Here is an 18,913-nt window from a genome sequence, read left to right on the forward strand (position 1 = left end):
GATCCGTGCGGGGAACGGACCGCACGGCGCCCTGGTTCACCGCGCGACCGGTATTTCCGCCGCCGGCGCGGGCCGGGGGCGCACCCGGCCACCGTCTGTCGCGGGCAGGTCCTCGGGCAGCAGCGCGGTGAGCTGCTCGACGCTCGGTGAGCCGACCGCGGCGAGCCGCCGGGCCTGCCGGGTCATCATCGTCTCCAGCAGTTGCCGCGCCAGCCGGGCGTTGCCGAAGGAGCGGTCCCTGGGCAGCGCGTCCACGTGGGCGCGCAGCGCGGCAAGGGTGTCGGTGCCGCAGGTGTACCCGGACGCCGCGGCGTGCCGCGAGACGATCGTGACGAGCTGCTCCGTGGTGTAGTCCTCGAAGGTGACGAACTTGGAGAACCGGGAGGAGAGCCCGGGGTTGGAGGCGAGGAACCGCTCCATCTCCTCGGTGTAGCCCGCCACGATGACGACGACCTCGTCGCGGTGGTCCTCCATCAGCTTCAGCAGGGTGTCGACGGCCTCGCGGCCGAAGTCGTTGGCGGATTGGCCCTCGGGCGTCAGGGTGTACGCCTCGTCGATGAACAGCACACCGCCCAGCGCGCTGTTGAACACCTCCTTGGTGCGCTGCGCGGTGTGCCCGATGTACTGGCCCACCAGATCGGCCCGGGCCACCTCCACCAGGCGGGAGCCGGGCAGCACACCCAGTGAATGCAGGAGCCTGGCGTACAGCCGGGCCACGGTCGTCTTGCCGGTGCCGGGCGGCCCGGTGAAGACCAGATGGTGACTGATACGAGGGCTCGGCAGGCCGGCCGCGATCCGCTGGCGTGCGTTGGACAGCAGGCTGACCAGGTCGGTCACCTCGTGCTTGACGGACTCCAGACCCACCATGGCGGTCAGCTCGGCCATCGGGTCACCGTCGTCGTCCGCGGCCGGTGCGCCGTCGCCGCCGACGGCGGCCGCCTCCATGTCCCCGACGTCCGCGGGCAGCAGCAGGACCAGGTCCCGCTCGCCGGGGTCCGTGGCGGCCGCGAGGCGGAAGGCCTGCCGGTCGACCATCTCCTCGAAGACCGCGCGGGCCGCCCGGCCGTTGCCGAAGGCCGCGTCGCGGGTCATGCCCTCGAAACGCAGCACCAGCGCCTCCCGGGTCAGGGGCCCGAGTTCGTAGCGGTGCCGCGCGCACATGTGCTCGGTGATGGTGACGAGTTCGTCCACCGTGTAGTTGGTGAAGCCGATGGTGCGGGTGAAGCGCGAGGCCAGACCCGGGTTGGCGGACAGGAACTGCTCCATCTCCCCGGAGTAGCCGGCCGCGACCACGACCACGTCGTCGCGGTGGTCCTCCATCAGTTTCAGCAGGGTGTCGACCGCCTCGCGGCCGAAGTCGTTGGAGGCTCCGCCCTCGGGTGTGAGGGTGTAGGCCTCGTCGATGAACAGCACACCGCCCAGGGCCCGGTTGAACGCCTCGGTCGTCTTGATGGCCGTACCGCCGATGACCTGCGCGACCAGATCGGCGCGGGACACCTCGACCAGGTGACCCGAGCGCAGCACCCCCAGTTCGGCCAGGATGCTGCCGTACAGCCGGGCGACCGTCGTCTTGCCGGTGCCCGGCGGTCCGGCGAAGATCAGGTGCCGGCTCATCGAGGCGACGGGCATCCCGAGCCCGCGGCGGCGCTCGGCGAGCTGGTTGAGGTTGACCAGCGTCTCCACCTGGTGCTTGACGTTCTCCAGCCCGATCAGCGACCGCAGCGCCGCCAGGGGACCCTCGTCGGAGCCCGGCTCCCCGGACCCGCCCGCCCCACCGGGGGCGGCCGACGCACCGGCGTCCTCGCCCCAGGCGTCCGGGTCGCCGTTGTCGGAGCTGGTGAGGGCTTCGACGGTGAGCCCGGCACCCGCCACCGCCTGCCGCAGGCCCGCACCGCGGTTGTCACGCACCACGCAGCGCAGCACGGAGACGGTCTCGGCGCTGTCCACCCGCACCCCGTCCCCGGTGCTCCCCGTCACCTCGCAGGCGGTGAGCGCCCCCCGGCCCCCGGCGAGCACCTGGACGCCGTGCGCCCTCGCCCCGCTCACCCGGACCCGTTCCAGGGTCACCTCGGCATCGCGTCCGACGCTCACGCCCGCGTCGGCGCTTCCCTCGACGGCGCAGTCCCGCAGGACGGCCTGACCGTGCTCGCCGACCAGTACGCCGGTCTGTCCGGCACCGCGCACCACCGTGTCGTGGATCTCCGGAGCCGCGTAGTCGTCGATCCTCAGGCCGGCCCCGGCCGCCGCCTCGATCTCGCAGTGCTCCAGCCGGCCCCGGCCGTCGCCGGTGACCTCCACGCCGTGCCCGCCGCAGCCGGTGATCCGGGCGTGGCGCAGCAGGGGGTCGGCGAGGGCACGGACGAGTACACCCGTCGCGGCCGCCCCCGACACGCTCAGGCGGTCGAACTCGGCGGTGGAGTCGTCCGCCACCAGCACGGCGGCGGCCGGGTCGGAGCAGTCCCGTACCACTGTGTCCCGCAGCAGGGGCGAACTGCCCTCCAGGACGCGGACGGCGGAGGCCTCGGCACGCAGGAACTCGCAGCTCTCGTAGGTGCCCCGGGAACGGTCCATGACCAGCAGACCGCTCAGCTTCGTGCGCCGGGTGACACAGTGGCGCAGCGCCGGGTCGGCGCCGCCGGTGACGACGACGGCGTTCTCCGCGAGCGACTCGAAGACGCAGTCCTGGATCTCGGGGCGGGCCACGCTGGTCACCAGCAGCCCGACCGACGTGTGATGCACGGTGGTCCGGACCACCCGGGTGGAGCTGTGCCCCTCCAGGGCGATACCGGGCTTGTCGGTACCGGAGATGTCGCAGTTCTCGACGGTGCCGGTGGCCTCCCCGGTGGCCAGGACGCCGTTGGCCCGCGCACCGCGGACGCGGCAGCCGCGGATCAACGGCCGGCCGGTCTCGCCGATCACCACCGCCGAGGTGCCGAAGTTCTCGAACCCGCAGTCCTCCACGACGCTCTCCGCCTCGGAGGTGTCCACGAACCCGGCGCCCCCGGGGTTGGACACCCGACTGCCGCGCGCGGCGAGGGAACCCTTCGAGCGGGCCAGGAGCGCCGTCCACCCCGCGCCCACCACGGTGCAGGAGTCCAGGGCCACCTGCCCGGTCGGGATGTCGACGACCGCGAGTTCCTTGTCGCGGCCGCGCAGGGTCACACCGCTGAGCATCACGGCATCCGCCAGGAGCGTGACGGCGGTGCCCGAGCCGGGGCAGATCTCGACCGCGCCCGGATCGCCCTCGGCGACGATCGTCACCCGGTTCCTGATGACGAGGTTCTCCGCGTACCGGCCGGGGTGGACCCGGATGACCGCGCCGGTGCGGGCCTGCGCCAGGGCCTCACCGATCGTCCGGAGTCCGTCCGGCCGGTGCGCGCCGACCATGAGTAGTTGCCGTGACACGTGCCTCAGACCTCCTGGTGCTGGTGTGGAAAACGCAACTCGATTGCCGGACAACCGAGTTGACGGTCGACGGGGTGCGCGCCACGCGTATGATGCGGCGCATGGCACTTTTCCTGGCATATCGTCATACGTCCTGTGCGGTGGCCGCCGCCGTGCTGCTCACGGTCACCGCGGTGCCCGCCGCCGCGGCACCGGGTGCCGGGGTCCGAAGCCAGGACCCGGGCACCACCCTCCTGCCGCCGCTGCCGGTCCGCCTGGGTGACGGACGGCCCTGCACCGGCGCGTCGCGGACCACCGCGACCGGTGCCGTCTGGTCGCAGACGACCCTCGGGCTGTCCGCCGCCCAGCGCGTCACCCGGGGCGCCGGGGTGACGGTGGCGGTGGTCGACACCGGTGTCTCCCCGGACGCCCCCGCCCTGGCGGGCAGGGTGACGGCCATCGCCGGAGCGGGCGACGACTGCGTCGGGCACGGCACCTTCGCGGCCGGTCTCATCGCCGCCGCCGAGCGCAAGGGCAGCGGCGTCGTCGGCGTCGCACCGGCAGCGGACGTGCTCGCCCTGCGCGGCACCGACGACCGCGGGGTGCCCGACGCCACGCTCGTCGCGGACGCGATCCGCACGGCCGCCGACCGCGGGGCGCAGGTCATCTACGTGGGCCACACCCTGCGCACCGGACGGAAGGAGCTGACCGACGCCGTCGCCCACGCCTACGGCCGCAATGCGCTGGTGGTCGCACCCGCGGCCCCCGACGCCGTGCCCGACCAGGAACTGGGCCCGCAGGGGGCGCAACCCGCCGGCCCCTACTGGCCGGCCGCCGCGCCCGGTGCCCTGGCCGTGGTCGACTTCGGCGCCGGCGGCACCCGGCAGGAGAGCGCTCCGCCCGCCTGGGAACCGGACCTGGCGGCACCGGGCAGCGGCATGGTCAGCGTCGGCCCGCGCGGCTCGGGCCATTACATCGGGTCCGGCGCCTCGCTGGCCGCGGCCGAGGTGGCCGGCGCTGCCGCGCTGGTCCGGGCCCGCCAGCCCGCGCTGAGCGGTGCGGCCGTCCGCCGTCGGCTCCTGGAGACCGCCTACCCGGCGGACCCGCCGCGGCTCGATCCCACCGCGGCGCTGACCCTCGTGCGGGACGCGGACGACCGCGGGGCCCAGTCCGGCGGGGCGCCGCCCGCGCGGCTGCCCGCCGCCGCCGATCCGACGCCCCGTCACCGTGCCCTCGCCGCCGCCGGCGCCGTGACCGGACTCGTCCTGCTGCTGGCCTGGGCGGCGGTGGTGATACCTCGCGGCCGGGCCAGGGGCTGGCTGCCGCCGGGCCGCCGGACCGGCCGCGCCACACCCCCCTCGTGAGGCCGGCCCCGTCCACCGGCCACCGTGCGGCACGCGCACCGGGCGGCGGGCCCGGTGCCGGCCGTCCTCGGGGCGGGGCGGCAGGACGGGGCCGGGACGCGCGCTCGCGCGGTGACCGTGCCAGGGTGTCCGGCGGTGCGCGCGGCCCGGCCGAGGGGTGCCGGCCCGGCCCGCCCGTGTCGTCACCGGGAGTCCTCCAACAGCGGCGTCTGCACCTGGACGCTCCTGCGGCGGGCGATGCGCAGCGCGCGGCCCGGTATCAGCTCACGGCCCTTGACGCTGCCGAACAGGAAGCCCTCGCTCGGCGGGCAGGACATCAGCAGCGCGGGCGTGTTGAGCTCTTGCAGCTTGCGCAGCATCGGCTCGCCCAGGCCCCGGCCGGCGCCGGCGGACGAGCGGGCCGCCACGATGTGCAGTCCGACCTCCCAGCCCAGCGCGAGCTGGTCGAGCAGCGGAGCGAACGGCTGCGTCATCGGGCCGGAGCCGATCATGTCGTAGTCGTCGATCAGGACGAACAGCCGCGGGCCCGTCCACCAGTCGCAGAGCTTCATGCGGGACGTGGAGACGTCCTCGCCCGGCAGCCGGCCGCGCACCGCCTGGGCCGCTCCGTCGAGCAGCTCCTTGAGGATGTCCGAGGAGACGGCGTGCCCGATGCGGTACTCCTCGGGAACGGCCTCCACCAGTTCGCGCCGGTAGTCCACGACCATGATCCGGGCCTCCGCCGGGGTGTAGCGGTCGGTGATGCCCTTGGCGACCACCCGGAGCAGGTTGGTCTTGCCGCACTCGTCGTCGCCGACCACGAGCAGGTGCGGAGTCTCGCTGAAGTCGTGCCAGACCGGTTCCAGCTCGTTCTCGTCCAGACCGATGGCGATCCGCAGGGGCCGCTGCGCGGGAGGCGGCGGCAGCTCGGTGAGGGGCAGCCGCGCCGGCAGCATCCGCACCTGGGGCGCCACCGGTCCCGTCCAGCTCTCGGCGATCGAGGCCACGAGCCCCGCCACGCCCTCCGCCAGGTCCTCGGCGTCCTCGACCCCGTCGATGCGCGGCAGTGCCGCCAGGTAGTGCAGCTTGTCCGCGGTCAGACCGCGTCCAGGGCTGCGCGGTACCGTCGCCGCCTTGCGGGAGTCGATCTGCGAGTCCATCGGGTCACCCATGCGCAGTTCGAGCCGGGTGCCGATCTGGTCGCGGACCGCCGAGGACAGCTCCACCCAGCGTGCGGTCGCGATCATCAGGTGCACGCCGTAGTTGAGTCCGCGCGCGGCGAGTGCGGCGAAGGTGGGCAGGTGCCGGTCGAAGTCCTGCCGGACGGTGGACCAGCCGTCGACGACCAGGAAGACGTCACCGTGCGGTTCGTCGAGGAACTCGCCCGCGGCACGGCGCCGGCGGTAGGTGGCCATCGAGTCGATGCCCTGCTCGATGAAGAACCGCTCCCGCCGGGTCAGGATCGAGTTGACCTCGGCGAGGGTACGGCCCACCCGCTCGCTGTCGACGCGGGACGCCACCCCGCTCATGTGCGGCAGCCCGGTCAGGCCGACGAGCGTGCCGCCGCCGAAGTCCAGGCAGTAGAACTGCACCTCGCGCGGTGTGTGCGTCAGGGCCAGGGCGGTGATGACCGTCCTGAGCAGCGTGCTCTTGCCGCTCTGCGGTCCACCGCCGACGGCCAGGTGCCCGCCGGCCCCCGACAGATCCACGGTGAGCAGGTCGCGCAACTGGTCGAACGGCCGGTCCACGATGCCCACCGGCACCGTCAGTCTGCCGCGCAGCGGCCAGTCGGGCGTGGTGAGACCGTGCAGTGGATCGGGAGCCACCGGCGGCAGGATCTGGTCCAGGGTCGGCGGTGTGTCGAGCGGCGGCAGCCAGACCTGGTGGGCGGGTGGACCCGAGGCCCGCAGCCGGTCCAGCGCCACCGACAGCAGCGTGTCACCGTCGTCGGCGGCGTCCGCACCGGACCCGGTGTCCTCGCCGTCCTCCCCCGGGCCGCCGTCCGCCGGGGTCCGCGGCACCACCCAGTCGGCCGTCCACGGCACCACCTGCCGGGCCACCTGCGCCAGCACCGCCGGGCCGCGGTGCCGCTGCCGGTACGGGCCCGAGACGTACGCCGCCCGGAACCGGGTCAGCGCGTCCACCCCGCTCTTGAGGAAGCCGCTGCCCGGCTGCGAGGGCAGCTCGTAGGCGTCCGGGACACCCAGCACCCCGCGGCTCTCCATCGCGGAGAACGTCCGCAGACCGATCCGGTACGACAGATGCCCTTCGAGCTGGTGCATCCGTCCCTCGTCCAGCCGCTGGGAGGCCAGCAGCAGGTGCACCCCGAGGCTGCGCCCGAGCCGGCCGATCATCACGAACAGCTCCATGAAGTCGCGGTGCGCGGCCAGCAGTTCACTGAACTCGTCCACGACGACGAACAGGCTCGGCAGCGGCTGCAGCGGCAGCCCCGACTGCCGTGCCTTCTCGTACTCCAGGGCGGAGGTGTAGTTGCCCGCCGCGCGCAGCAGCTCCTGCCGGCGCATCAGCTCGCCGTGCAGGGCGTCCTGCATGCGGGCGACCAGGGACACCTCGTCGGCCAGGTTGGTGATCACCGCCGAGGTGTGCGGGAGTTCGTCCAGCCCCAGGAAGGTCGCCCCGCCCTTGAAGTCCACCAGGACGAAGTTGAGGGTCTCCGAGGAGTTGGTCAGGGCCAGCCCCAGCACCAGCGTCCGCAGCAGTTCGCTCTTGCCGGAACCGGTCGCGCCGATGAGCATCCCGTGCGGCCCCGTACCGCCCTGCGCCGACTCCTTGATGTCCAGTTCCAGCGGCCTGCCGTCACTGCTCACCGCGATCGGGACCCGCAGCCGCGCACTGCCGGTGTGCCGCTCCCACAGATCGGCCGGCTCGTGCCGGTACAGGTCCGGGATGTTCAGCAGCGCGGTCAGTTCCACGTCCGTGGAGAGGGGCTTGGTGTCGTCCCCGCCCACGCTCATCCGGTACGGCGCCAGCAGCCGGGCCAGCGCCGCCGCCCCCGCCGGGCCCATCCGGTCCGGGCGGCCCAGCAGCGCCGTCTGCTCCTTGCGGTCCCGGTCCGTACGGACCAGCGACACCGCGCCGTCGAGCACCTCCAGCCGCAGGGTGGTCCGCCCCGGCTTCCAGGCGAGCGCCCCCGACAGGTCCAGCACCACGGCATTGCGGTACCCGTGGCCGTCGAAGCGGTGGCCGCCCGGCACGGAGGACCCGTCCAGGACGATCACCATGTAGGGCTCCTCCCGGCCGGGCACCGCGTCCGGGTCGGCGGCGGGACGCTCCTGGAACTCCGGGCCCAGCAGGTTCTCCAGCTCACCGAAGGCCGAGGTGACCAGCCGGACCGGGCCGGCCCCGTCCTGCTCGTGCCGGTGCAGGCTGTGCGGCACCCACTTCGCCCACTCCCACTCCGCCCGCCGCTCGTCCGACACGCACAGCGCGATCCACAGGTCGTCGGGGGAGTGGAAGACCGCCAACTGTGCCAGCAACGCGCGTACCAGGCCCCGGATCTCCTCCTCGTCACCGCGCAGGAGCACCTTCGACCAGGCTCGCAGATAGATGGCCACCGGCTGGTCGCGCACCGTGGAGTAGGCCCGGGTGAAGCTGCGCAGCGCGTGCGCGGACTGCGGCTCCAAATCCTCGACGGGCTTCGTCGCGAGCGGAGTCAGCCGCATCGCGATGCGCTGGTCACCCACCCCCATGCGCACCTCGGCGAAGTCCTCGTCGGACGCCCGGCGTTCCCAGAGCCTGGTGGTGCGCACGAAGGACGACAACGTGCCCGGCTCCGGATGCCGCCAGGCCAACGCGCGCTGCTGCTCGCCGATCGAGGCCCGCACCTTGCGGCGGGTCTGGGCCAGGTAGCGCAGGTAGTCGCGGCGCTCGCCCTTCGTCCGCTGCTTGCGTTCGGCATTGCGGCGCATCACCTGGCCCACCATCATCGCCGCGGACCCCAGCACCATCATGCCGAGCGCGACGTACATGAACCCGCCGCTCGCGCCGCTCATCCCCGGACGCATGAACATCAGCATCATCGACACCGACATCAAGGCCATCGGCAGGTACGTCCACACCGCCGAACTGTCCGGCACGACCTCCGGAAGGGTCGGTGGCTCCTGAAGACTCAGCTCTCCGGACGGCAGTTCCGGGCCGCGACGGCGAGCCGGCCGCCGGAACAGGATCACGCTCAAGGAATGGCCTCCTCAAAGAAGTCCGGGGAAATACGAGAAAGGGGTGCCCGACATTGCTGTAGGGAAAAAAGAAGCATTGCGAAAGGTGGCTACGGGAAACCGGACGGCTAGCGCGCTTGCGTATTCTCGCGTGGTGGCGTAGAAATCACGGAACACGCGCCCCGCTCACATTTCTCGCTGCTTTCGGCAGCCTGGCCGGCGCGCCCGATCCAGCTTCCGTCACACCCGCACCGGGTCTGCAGAGAGCGTGACCACCCATGACAGATACTCAGGCGGCCTCGCTGTGCCGCCTCACCGTACGCGCGCCGGCCAGGACCGTTGACCTGGCGGTGCCCTCCGACGTCCCCGTGGCCGATCTGTTGCCCACTGTGATCGGCTACGGAGGGGAGGACCTTGCGGAGTCCGGGCTGGAGCACGGCGGTTGGGTACTGCAACGCCTCGGCGGCCCACCGCTCGACCCCGAGAGTACCTTGGACTCACTCGGGCTGCGTGACGGCGAGTGGCTTTACCTGCGGCCGCACACCGAGGCGCTGCCCGAGGTCCACCTCGACGACCTCGTCGACGGCATCTCCACGAGCATGCAGCGGCGCCCCCACGGCTGGTCCGCCGAGGCGAGCCGGCGCCTGCTGCACGGCCTGGCCGTGGTCGTCCTCGTCGTCGGCCTGGTCGTCCTCGCCCTGCCGGGGGCGCCCGGCTGGGCCAGGTCCCTGGTCGCCGCCGTCGCCGGGATGCTCCTCGTCGCGGGCGCCGGCTCCGCCACCCGCGCCGTCGGCGACTCCGGGGCGGGCGCGCTGCTCGGCCTCATGGCGGGGCCCTACTTCGCCCTGGCCGGATGGCTGTTGCCGGGCGGCGGCCTGGGCGGGGCCGACGGCCACGAGGTGTTCGGCTCCCGGCTGCTGGCCGCCTGCGCGGGCGGAGGCGGCGCGGCGGTGCTCGCCCTGGCCGCGGTGGGCATGTACCCGGCGCTCTTCCTGGGCCAGGCCACCCTGGCCGTCGCGGGCGCGCTCGGCGCCGGCCTGGTCCTGGCGGACCTCGGCGTCGCGGAGGCGTCCAACGTCGTCGCGGTCGTCCTCGTGCTGTTCGGGGGTTTCGTCCCCTCGCTCTCGTTCCGCCTGGCAGGCATGCACATGCCGCCACTGCCGACCAACGTCCAGCAGCTCCAGCAGGGCATCGACCCCTACCCGGCCGCCCAGGTCGAGGAGCGGTCGGCCCTGGCGGACGGCTGGATGACCGCGTTCTACGGCGCGATCGGCATCCTCTGCCTGCCCTGTCTGACGGGGTTGCTCGTCTTCGCCGACCCCGCCGAGATCTGCACCGTCATCGCCCTGTCCCTGCTGCTGCTCCTGCACAGCAGAGGACTCGGCAACGTCTGGCAGCGCCTGGCGCTGACCGCCGCGGGCGCCTGGGGCGCCGTCCTGCTGACCTTCGCGGCCGCCCGGGCGGTCGACGCAGGGGACCGGCTCGCCCTGACCGCCGGCCTGATGGGCCTGGCCGTCGTCGTGGTCGTCGCCTCCTGGACCGTACCCGGCCGCCGCTTGCTGCCCTACTGGGGGCGGGCGGCCGAACTGCTGCACTCCCTCGCCGCCCTCAGCCTGATCCCGCTGCTGCTCTGGTCGGTGGGGCTCTACGGCTATCTGCGCGGCCTCAACGGCTGACGACCTCGGAGAACGGCGACCATGCACAGCAAACGCGACCAGATACAGGCGCACCTGTTCATCATGGGCAGGCTGGCCTCGGCCATGCTCAGGAGCGACCCCGACGAACCCGAGAGCCCTCTGGGCCGCACCAACCGCGGCGCCGCGATCGGCGTCCTCATCGCCCTGCTGCTCTGCGCCGGCTTCTTCGTGTTCGGGCTCGTCAAACCCGGCGGGAACGACACCTGGCGATCCTCGCGGAACCTGGTCCTCGACGAGCAGACCGGCGCCCGGTACCTCTACCTGGACGGACGGTTGCGGCCAGTACGCAACTTCGCCTCCGCCCAGTTGATCGCCGGCGGTGAGCTGGCGGTCAAGTCGGTGCGCACCTCCTCGCTCAAGGGCACCCCGCACGGCACGCCCCTGGGCATCCCGGACGGCCCCGAGGCGCTGCCCGCGCCGGCGGACCTGGACACCGGCCCCTGGCTGGTGTGTTCGGCGCTGCGCGCCCGCAGCACGGACGTCGTGCAGCCCGCCACGGTCCTCGCCATCGGGGCGGACGGGTCGGACCGGGTCCCGGGTGGGCACGGCCTCGGGGCGTCGGAGGCGGTCCTGGTCGAAGGCCCCGACCGGACCCCGTACCTGCTGTGGCGGGGCATGCGACTGCGGCTCGACGCGGCCGCCCGGGCGGCCGACTCCCTCGGCTACGGGGCCACCGACCCGCGCCCGGTCTCGGCCGCCTTCCTCGACGCCTTCCCGCAGGGGTCGGACCTGGCGGCGCTCGAAGTGCCCGGTCAGGGCGCACAAGGCCCCTCGCTCGCCGGGCGGAGCAGCCGGATCGGCCAGCTCTTCCGGGTGCTCGTCCCCGGCTCCGCCGCGCGGTACCACCTGCTCCTGAAGGAGGGGCTGGTCCCCGTCAGCGACACGGAGGCGCTTTTGCTGATGGGCGACCCGCGGACGCGCGCGAAGGCGTACGCGGGTGCGGACGTCACCGTGCGCACCCTGGGGGCCGACGCCCTCGGCGAACACCTGGCCCCGTCCTCCGCCGCGGTCACCGACGCCGGTCTGCCCGCCGCGCCGCCCCGATTGGTCCCCGTGCCCGCCGGCGCCGTGGCCTGCGCGGGCGTGAGCTCGGCCGACGGCGAACTGGCGGTGGACGTGCGGCTGCTGCCGGACGCCGCGCTGCCGCGGCCCGCGCAGGAGCCGGCGCCGCAGGTCCGGCCCGCCTGCCTGGCGGTGGACGCGGTGGCGGTCCGTCCGGGGAAAGGTGCCCTCGTCAACGTGGTGGGAGCCGGTGGCAACGTCCTGGGGGACACCACGTACGCGGTCACCGACGACGGGATCAAGTACCGCGTCACCTCCCAGGAAGCACTGAAGGCACTGGGTTACGGCGATGCCGAACGTGTCGCCGTCCCGGCCCAGTTGCTCTCCATGCTCCCCAGCGGACCGGACCTCTCCACGACCGCGGCGCAGAACGGGACGGCGCGGATCAGCCTGCGCTGCCCGGTGCGCGCGACGGACGACTGAGCCGACCTGCCGCACACCTCAGGGAAACCTCAAACTTTTCCCGGGACGCAACGTGATGCCGGGCTGACCGGCGGTGACCGGGGTGGCCGCGAATGTCCTATCCGTCCGAACCTCTGCGGGGTGGTGCTCATCAGAGCGGCCGAGAAAAGGGAATGCCGCTCTATTGAGCGCTATTGGGAGGGGTTACTCGGCCTGGTGGAGCGCAAGTGAGTAATTGCCATGGCCAGATTTTTCTGCTTAGCATCTGGTCTCCATGATCCGGTGATCCGACGTGCCGGCAGAACTGTGTTGCCGGCCCTGGGCCGTAGACGCCCATGGCTCGGTGACTCCCACCGAAAGGCATTCCTCCCATGGCCATTCAGCAGTCAGAAGAGCGGGCGACACGTAACGGAATCATGGCGCTGGAGACGGCTTTCACCGCCGTTCTCCGGTGCCAGCAGGACGTGCAGAGCACCTCGGGCAACCTCGCCACCGCCTACCAGGGGGCCGACGGCGGCGCGTTCCAGAAGCTGCTGGAGCAGTGGGACGGCCACGTCGACATCATCCTCAAGAACATGGACCAGATGGTCGACGAGCTCAACAACACGCTCAAGGACAACCAGTTGATGCAGGGTTCGGCGAACGAGGCGATCGACGGGGCGTACGCCCGCTCGACGTCCGTGTTCGACGCCCTCAACGGGACCACCCTCAGCGCCTAGGCCCGCCCGCTTGACGGCCCCACCGCCTGCGGTGAACGCCGCCGCCGGCACCCGCTCGACCGCTCACCCCGCGGGCCCCGCCCACTGGCCCACCGGGAACTGCCACTCACTCGGCGAAAACGAGGACCACATGAGCAACTTCAGTGACGGCTTCATCCATGTCGACTACAACCACGCGGACAACGCGGGGCAGGACATGATCCAGCAGTCGCAGGCCATCGCCACCATCGTCAGCAACCTCGAGATGGAGCTCAACGAGCTCAAGGAGAGCTGGATCGGTGACGACAAGGACGTCTATGCCCGGGTGCAGGCGGCGTGGAACCAGGCCGTGGAGAACATCTCGAAGCTCTTGAGCACCCACAGTGCCCTCCTGGGGGACATCTCCGGCGACTACCAGCGCCGCGAGGCCAGCCGGGTGCAGTCCTGGTCGACCGTCAAGATCGGCGGCTGAACGGCCGACCGAGTCACCCGCATGTCGTCGGCCCGGCCGTGCCGGGCCGGGCCGACGGCATCGGTCGTCCGGCCGCCGGCTGCCGCGGCATCGCGAGTGGAGGGGAAATGGCATGGCCAAGACCACGGTTCTCGACACCGAATTCCTGAACCAGTTCATCAGGAACCACATAGAAGAGTTCGCCAATGATCTGTCGAAGATCATGAAGGATGACGCGAACGGGAACGCGATCACGTATATCGCCGAGGGGAAGCTGACCCCGGGCACCCTGGCGTCGACCAAGCCCCTGGCCATCGGCCGGATGGCGGGCGACAGCAGCGGCGTCGCCGGCGCCTCGCTCAACAAGGCGATCCAGGCGCTGGCGGAGAGCATCAGCAAGGTCATCAAGGATCACCAGGTTCTCTTCGGGGACATCGAGCAGGCGCTCCGGGACACCATCGCGGAGATGAAGCAGGAACAGCAGGCGAGCCTGGAGAAGATGTCGGCCACCAAGTTCACCGACATCTTCGAGCCCGTACAAGGTGACCTGAGTGACGGGGCCCAGGCCTCCACCTCGACCACCGGCGCCGGGTCGAAGGGCAGTTAGGCCCCCGGAGCGGGACGTAGAAAGTAACCTCATCCGTTTTTTGAATTGCCGCCCCGGAGCGCTGAAATGGTCGACGCACAGCGGAACAACGATGACAACTGGAAAAAGGCAGTTGACATGCTGACGGGCTATGTGCTGCCCGAGCGGAGTGCGTTGTTCGACCATCTCAAAGGCAATGACGACATTCCGTTGATGCATGTCCGGCTCGACCGCGTCGGGCGGGCTCCGGTCTCCGGCTTCATCGCGTCGGGCGGCTGGCGGACTCACGGCACGGACTACACGATCCCGTTCTACCGCAACTACGACCATCACGATCAGACCTCCTCCGGCACCAAGCTCGACGCCTATCGGGTGCACATCACGTTCATCGGGCGGTCCGGCAGCGCGCTGCCCCCCAGTGGGGACGACGTGCTGCAAGGAACGGAGAGGACGAGTGAGTACCTGAAGGACAAGGGCGGCTGGAACAAGGAAGGAGGCTATGTCGAGTGGAACACGCAGCCTCTCGCGCAGTATGTGAACGGTTCCTCCGACGCCTTGTGGCAGTTGATGCTCTGGCCCTTCACCACCCAGGGGTACGAGAAGTACGGGATCTCCGTAGCCGATGGTGACGCCGTCGACCTGGGCTCTTTCAACGACGCGGCGAAGACGTTCGACCGGGTGGTCAAATTCTTCGAGGACGCCGCCGACACCGTCGGGCAGTGGGAGACGAAGGGCATCGGAGACGGCAGCGAGTCGTGGGCCGGCACCGGGGCGAGCATCTTCAAGGAACTGATCCACAAGCTCGCGCAGAACTACAAGGGTTATGCCGAGCAGGTCGGCGGCGGCGATCACGGCTCGTCCAACATGCTTGAGGACAACGTCGTCACATCGAAACCGGCGCGTGCTCTCGCCGAGGCCCAGACGCTTCTCTACAACGCGGCGAACGATCTGCACACCGCCTGGCGGGCCTGGCGGCCCGAAAGCTCTCCGCACCGCTGGCTGTACGACATGCTGCAAGAGGCCCGCATGCATGTCCTGGACAAGAACATCACCCCCACGGAGATCGACACCGAAGGGGGACCGCGGCATTACCGGACCATTGTGCGCGCGGCCGCCGGGTTCCAGGTCGACATCTCCATCGGCGGGAAGTCCTATGGCGTGATCGATGACATGGAGACCTGGAAGAAGATCGGTGAGGAGGCGGTTCGTCGCTGGAACGAATCCGCGCAGCAGGTGCTGGGGGCGGCCGGCGCCCAGGCGATCACGAAAATAAATGATGCATTGCATACGGCGTCGGCAGCGTTCGACGCCACCGTGACGGACAAGGACAAGCGGTCCCTGTCGGACATCGCCACCAAGGAGGAGAACAAGAAGGAGAAGGCTGACGCGGCCAAGGAGAAGGCCGACGCGAAGAATGAGAAGGAGAAGGAGAAGGAAGAGGCGGCCAAGGAGAAGGCCGAGGCGAAGGCGGACGCGGCCAAGGAGAAGGAGGCCGCGAAGGCGGAACGGGAGCAGGAGAAGGCGGAGGCGGCCAAGGAGAAGGAGGCGGCCAAGGCCGAGCAGGAGCAGGAGAAGGCCGAGGCGAAGGCGGAACGGGAGCAGGAGAAGGCGGAGGCGGCCAAGGAGAAGGAGGCGGCCAAGGCCGAGCAGGAGCAGGAGAAGGCCGAGGCGAAGGCGGAACAGGAGCAGCAGAAGGCGGAAGCCGCTGCGGAGAAGGACGCCGCGAAGGCCGAGCAGGAGCAGCAGAAGGCTGAGGCTGCCGCGGAGAAGGAGGCCGCGAAGGCCGAGCAGGAGCAGGAGAAGGCGGAGGCGAAGAAGGAGCAGGAGGCGGCGAAGGCTCAGAACGAACAGGACCGTGCTGAGGCGAAGGAGCAGGCGGCCCAGCAGTCCGCTCTGGCGGCCCAGCAGGCGACTCAGCAGCGGGCCGACGCGGAGAAGGACCGGGCCGCGGCGAAGAAGGAGCAGGAGCAGCAGAAGGCCGAGGCAGCCGAGGAGAAGGAGGCGGCCAAGGCCGAGCAGGAGCAGGAGAAGGCCGAGGCGAAGGCGGAACAGGAGCAGCAGAAGGCTGAGGCTGCCGCGGAGAAGGAGGCCGCGAAGGCCGAGCAGGAGCAGGAGAAGGCGGAGGCGAAGAAGGAGCAGGAGGCGGCGAAGGCTCAGAACGAACAGGACCGTGCTGAGGCGAAGGAGCAGGCGGCCCAGCAGTCCGCTCTGGCGGCCCAGCAGGCGACTCAGCAGCGGGCCGACGCGGAGAAGGACCGGGCCGCGGCGAAGAAGGAGCAGGAGCAGCAGAAGGCCGAGGCGGCCAAGGAGAAGGAGGCGGCCAAGGCCGAGCAGGAGCAGGAGAAGGCCGAGGCGCAGGCCGAGCAGGAGCAGCAGAAGGCTGAGGCTGCCGCGGAGAAGGAGGCCGCGAAGGCCGAGCAGGAGCAGGAGAAGGCTGCCGCGAAGCAGGAGCAGGAGCAGCAGAAGGCGGAGGCTGAGCAGGAGAAGACCGCTGCCCGGCAGGAGCAGGAGGCGGCGAAGGCTGAGGCTGCCGCGGAGAAGGAGGCTGCGAAGGCGGAGCAGGAGCAGGAGAAGGCTGCCGCGAAGCAGGAGCAGGAGCAGCAGAAGGCGGAGGCTGAGCAGGAGAAGACCGCTGCCCGGCAGGAGCAGCAGAAGGCTGAGGCTGCCGCGGAGAAGGAGGCTGCGAAGGCGGAGCAGGAGCAGGAGAAGGCGGAGGCGAAGAAGGAGCAGGAGCAGCAGAAGGCGGAGGCTGAGCAGGAGAAGACCGCTGCCCGGCAGGAGCAGGAGGCGGCGAAGGCTGAGGCTGCCGCGGAGAAGGAGGCCGCGAAGGCGGAGCAGGAGCAGGAGCAGGCTGCCGCGAAGCAGGAGCAGGAAGCCGAGAAGGCCGCGGCGAAGCAGGAGCAGGAGGCGGCGAAGGCTGAGGCTGCCGCGGAGAAGGAGGCTGCGAAGGCGGAGCAGGAGCAGGAGAAGGCGGAGGCGAAGGAGGAGCAGGAGCAGCAGAAGGCGGAGGCTGAGCAGGAGAAGACCGCTGCCCGGCAGGAGCAGGAGGCTGCGAAGGCGGAGGCTGAGGCCGAGAAGGAGGCCGCGAAGGCGGAGCAGGAGCAGCAGAAAGCCGAAGTCGAGCGGCAGCAGGAGCAGGCACGTAACGAGCAGCTCGAGGAGCAGCGGCAGGCCAGGCTGGAGGCCGAGCAGGCCAAGAACGAGGCGCAGGCCGACTACGAGCAGCAGAAGGCCGACGCCCAGGCGGAACGCGACGCGGCGGAGCAGCAGGCCGATCAGCAGCAGGCGGAAGCCAAGCAGGAGTACGAGCAGCAGAAGGCCGAGGCGCAGCAGGACCGGGACCAGGCTCGTGAGCAGGCCGAGCAGGAACGGACCGAAGCCAGGCAGGAGTACGAGCGCCAGCTCGCCGAAGGGGTGAGCGAGGACACCGCTCGCGAGGACTACGACCGCCGGATAGCCGAGATCGACGCCGCGGAGCAGGACGCCGTCGACCAGGCCGACGCCGCGGAAGCCGAGGCGAAGCGGGAGTACGAGCAGGAGAAGCAGGCGGCACAGGACACCCGGGAGCAGGCCCGCGCGGACGCCGCGCAGGCTCGTCAGGACGCCCGGACCGCGTACGACGCGCGGATGAACGAGATCCAGGCCGCCTACGACGACACCGCCCAGCAGGGCACGGACTACGAGGAGTTGATCCGGCAGCGCATCGCGGCACTGCCCGAGCACGACGACGCCTCGGCATATCTGCCCGCCGGCACCTCCGCCGCTTCCCCTTACGCGTCGGCGTTCACCGACAACCTCTACAACCAGGACGACCTGTCCTCCGCCCTCGGCCGCTCCCAGGACGCCTCCGCCGGCTCGTCGGGCTCCGTGGGCAGCCCGTACGCGGGTACCGGCTCGCCGGGGATGATGTCGCCGATGGCTCAGGGCGGTACGGCCGGCGAACGTGTCCGTACCGTCGTCGAACCCACCACCGCCCGGACCGCGAGGGCGGCCGGCCCGGCCCAGACGGTCGAGGACGAGGAGCACGCCGTCGCGACGCGTGGCATGCAGACGGCGAGCAGCGCACCCTTCATGCCTCCGATGGGCGGCGCCCCCATGGGCGGCGCAGGGCAGCAGACCGAGAGCCAGGGAGACCGGGAGCGTACGGCCTGGCTGCCCGAGGACGAGGACGTGTGGGGCACCGACGAGGGCGGCGTGCCACAGGCGCTGGGCCGATGAGGCGCCCGCCCCGATGACCGCCGTACTCCGTGATGAGTGAAGGGAAGACAGTGAGCCAGCCGATGGAGGACCGGGTCGCCCGGGCGATGGCACAGCTCAAGGCCACGGAAGAGGCCGTGGCCAGGGCCAAGGAGGACCTGTCCCGGGCATCCGTGTCGAAGCACTCCCCGGACAGGTCGGTGCGGGTGTCTGTCGGACCTCAGGGTGAGGTGACGAGCCTGGAGTTCCTCGACGGCAAGTACAAGAAGATGTCCCCTACCGACCTCTCCTCCGTGATTCTCCAGGCCATCAACGCGGCCCGCGCGGACATGGCGCGTCGCGTGATGGACGTGTTCGATCCCGTCGTGCGGCGGACGCCCGGTGACCGAAGCCGTTCGCACGACTCGGGGCTGGACTGGGACGAGATATTCGGTTCCCTGATCAGCGAAACCGAGACTCCTTCTCGCCCCGGTCCGATGAACCGGCTCCGTGACGAGATGTACGAGGACGAAGTCCCGGGCCCCCCGGGCGGGGAGACCAACCGAACGGCGGGTGAGTAACATGTCGCAGTCGAAGAGCTACGAGTTCAACTTCGAAGAATTCAATACGGGCCCCCTTGGTGAGATCATTTCGAAGATCAAGGGCTTGCGGGGGCTGCTCGACGAGGAATTCTCCAAGTACGAGAACTGGTGGGGCCAGGAGAACGTGGGTGATGACTTCGCCGATCAGGTGGGTCCGCAGATGAGGTTGGAGCGGGAGCAGATCGCCGAGACCTTGGATGCCCTCACCTCTGGTTTCCTCCACCTGATCGGCGCTGTGAATAACGAGGCGGGGTACGCTCGGGCGGCCCAGTCGGAGGCCTTGGACACTATTCACCAGGCGAGCGGTGCTTCCGCGGACGGGGCCAAGCGGTAGGTC

General features: G+C 71.0%; 11 protein-coding genes. 9 read left to right on the forward strand and 2 right to left on the reverse strand.

Annotation, left to right across the window (positions count from 1 at the left end; genetic code table 11):
* Positions 1-36: 36 nt before the first annotated feature.
* Positions 37-3,405: a right-handed parallel beta-helix repeat-containing protein gene (locus ACFIF2_RS23055; protein WP_395575103.1), complete on the reverse strand. Its 3,369-nt coding sequence runs from the start codon at positions 3,403-3,405 to the stop codon at positions 37-39.
* Positions 3,406-3,506: 101 nt separating this feature from the next.
* Here ACFIF2_RS23055 and ACFIF2_RS23060 point away from each other — a divergent pair, with 101 nt between their 5' ends.
* Complete coding sequence (locus ACFIF2_RS23060; RefSeq protein ID WP_395575104.1) at positions 3,507-4,748, forward strand: S8 family serine peptidase; 1,242 nt, start codon at positions 3,507-3,509, stop codon at positions 4,746-4,748.
* A 182-nt stretch (positions 4,749-4,930) separates the two neighbouring features.
* Here the strand turns inward: ACFIF2_RS23060 and eccCa are convergent, their stop codons facing one another.
* Complete coding sequence (gene eccCa, locus ACFIF2_RS23065; RefSeq protein WP_395575159.1) at positions 4,931-8,917, reverse strand: type VII secretion protein EccCa; 3,987 nt, start codon at positions 8,915-8,917, stop codon at positions 4,931-4,933.
* A 263-nt stretch (positions 8,918-9,180) separates the two neighbouring features.
* Between eccCa and eccD the strand changes: the two genes are divergently transcribed.
* The 8 genes from eccD (at position 9,181) to ACFIF2_RS23105 (ending at position 18,910) form a co-directional block, all read left to right on the forward strand.
* On the forward strand, positions 9,181-10,578 hold the full coding sequence (gene eccD, locus ACFIF2_RS23070; protein WP_395575105.1) for a type VII secretion integral membrane protein EccD: 1,398 nt from the start codon (positions 9,181-9,183) through the stop codon (positions 10,576-10,578).
* A gap of 21 nt (positions 10,579-10,599) precedes the next feature.
* Positions 10,600-12,084 (forward strand): type VII secretion protein EccB, encoded by a 1,485-nt coding sequence (gene eccB, locus ACFIF2_RS23075; RefSeq protein ID WP_395575106.1) that lies wholly within the window; start codon positions 10,600-10,602, stop codon positions 12,082-12,084.
* A 350-nt stretch (positions 12,085-12,434) separates the two neighbouring features.
* A complete protein-coding gene (locus ACFIF2_RS23080; RefSeq protein WP_395575107.1) occupies positions 12,435-12,782 on the forward strand; it encodes a hypothetical protein in 348 nt (115 codons plus the stop codon).
* 130 nt (positions 12,783-12,912) lie between these two features.
* The gene (locus tag ACFIF2_RS23085) at positions 12,913-13,233 is read left to right on the forward strand and encodes a WXG100 family type VII secretion target (RefSeq protein ID WP_395575108.1); all 321 of its coding nucleotides are present in this window, start codon (positions 12,913-12,915) and stop codon (positions 13,231-13,233) included.
* Positions 13,234-13,345: 112 nt separating this feature from the next.
* The gene (locus ACFIF2_RS23090) at positions 13,346-13,819 is read left to right on the forward strand and encodes a type VII secretion system-associated protein (RefSeq protein WP_395575109.1); all 474 of its coding nucleotides are present in this window, start codon (positions 13,346-13,348) and stop codon (positions 13,817-13,819) included.
* A 66-nt stretch (positions 13,820-13,885) separates the two neighbouring features.
* Entirely contained in the window at positions 13,886-18,016 is a 4,131-nt protein-coding gene (locus tag ACFIF2_RS23095) for an AAWKG family protein (RefSeq protein ID WP_395575110.1), read from the forward strand.
* Positions 18,017-18,066: 50 nt separating this feature from the next.
* Positions 18,067-18,555: a YbaB/EbfC family nucleoid-associated protein gene (locus ACFIF2_RS23100; protein ID WP_395575111.1), complete on the forward strand. Its 489-nt coding sequence runs from the start codon at positions 18,067-18,069 to the stop codon at positions 18,553-18,555.
* A 1-nt stretch (position 18,556) separates the two neighbouring features.
* Positions 18,557-18,910, forward strand: coding sequence for a hypothetical protein (locus ACFIF2_RS23105; protein ID WP_190011293.1), 354 nt, complete (start codon positions 18,557-18,559; stop codon positions 18,908-18,910).
* Positions 18,911-18,913 lie beyond the last annotated feature (3 nt).

The organism is Streptomyces sp. BK79, assembly GCF_044142145.1.
In the GTDB taxonomy this organism is placed as follows: Bacteria; Actinomycetota; Actinomycetes; order Streptomycetales; family Streptomycetaceae; genus Streptomyces.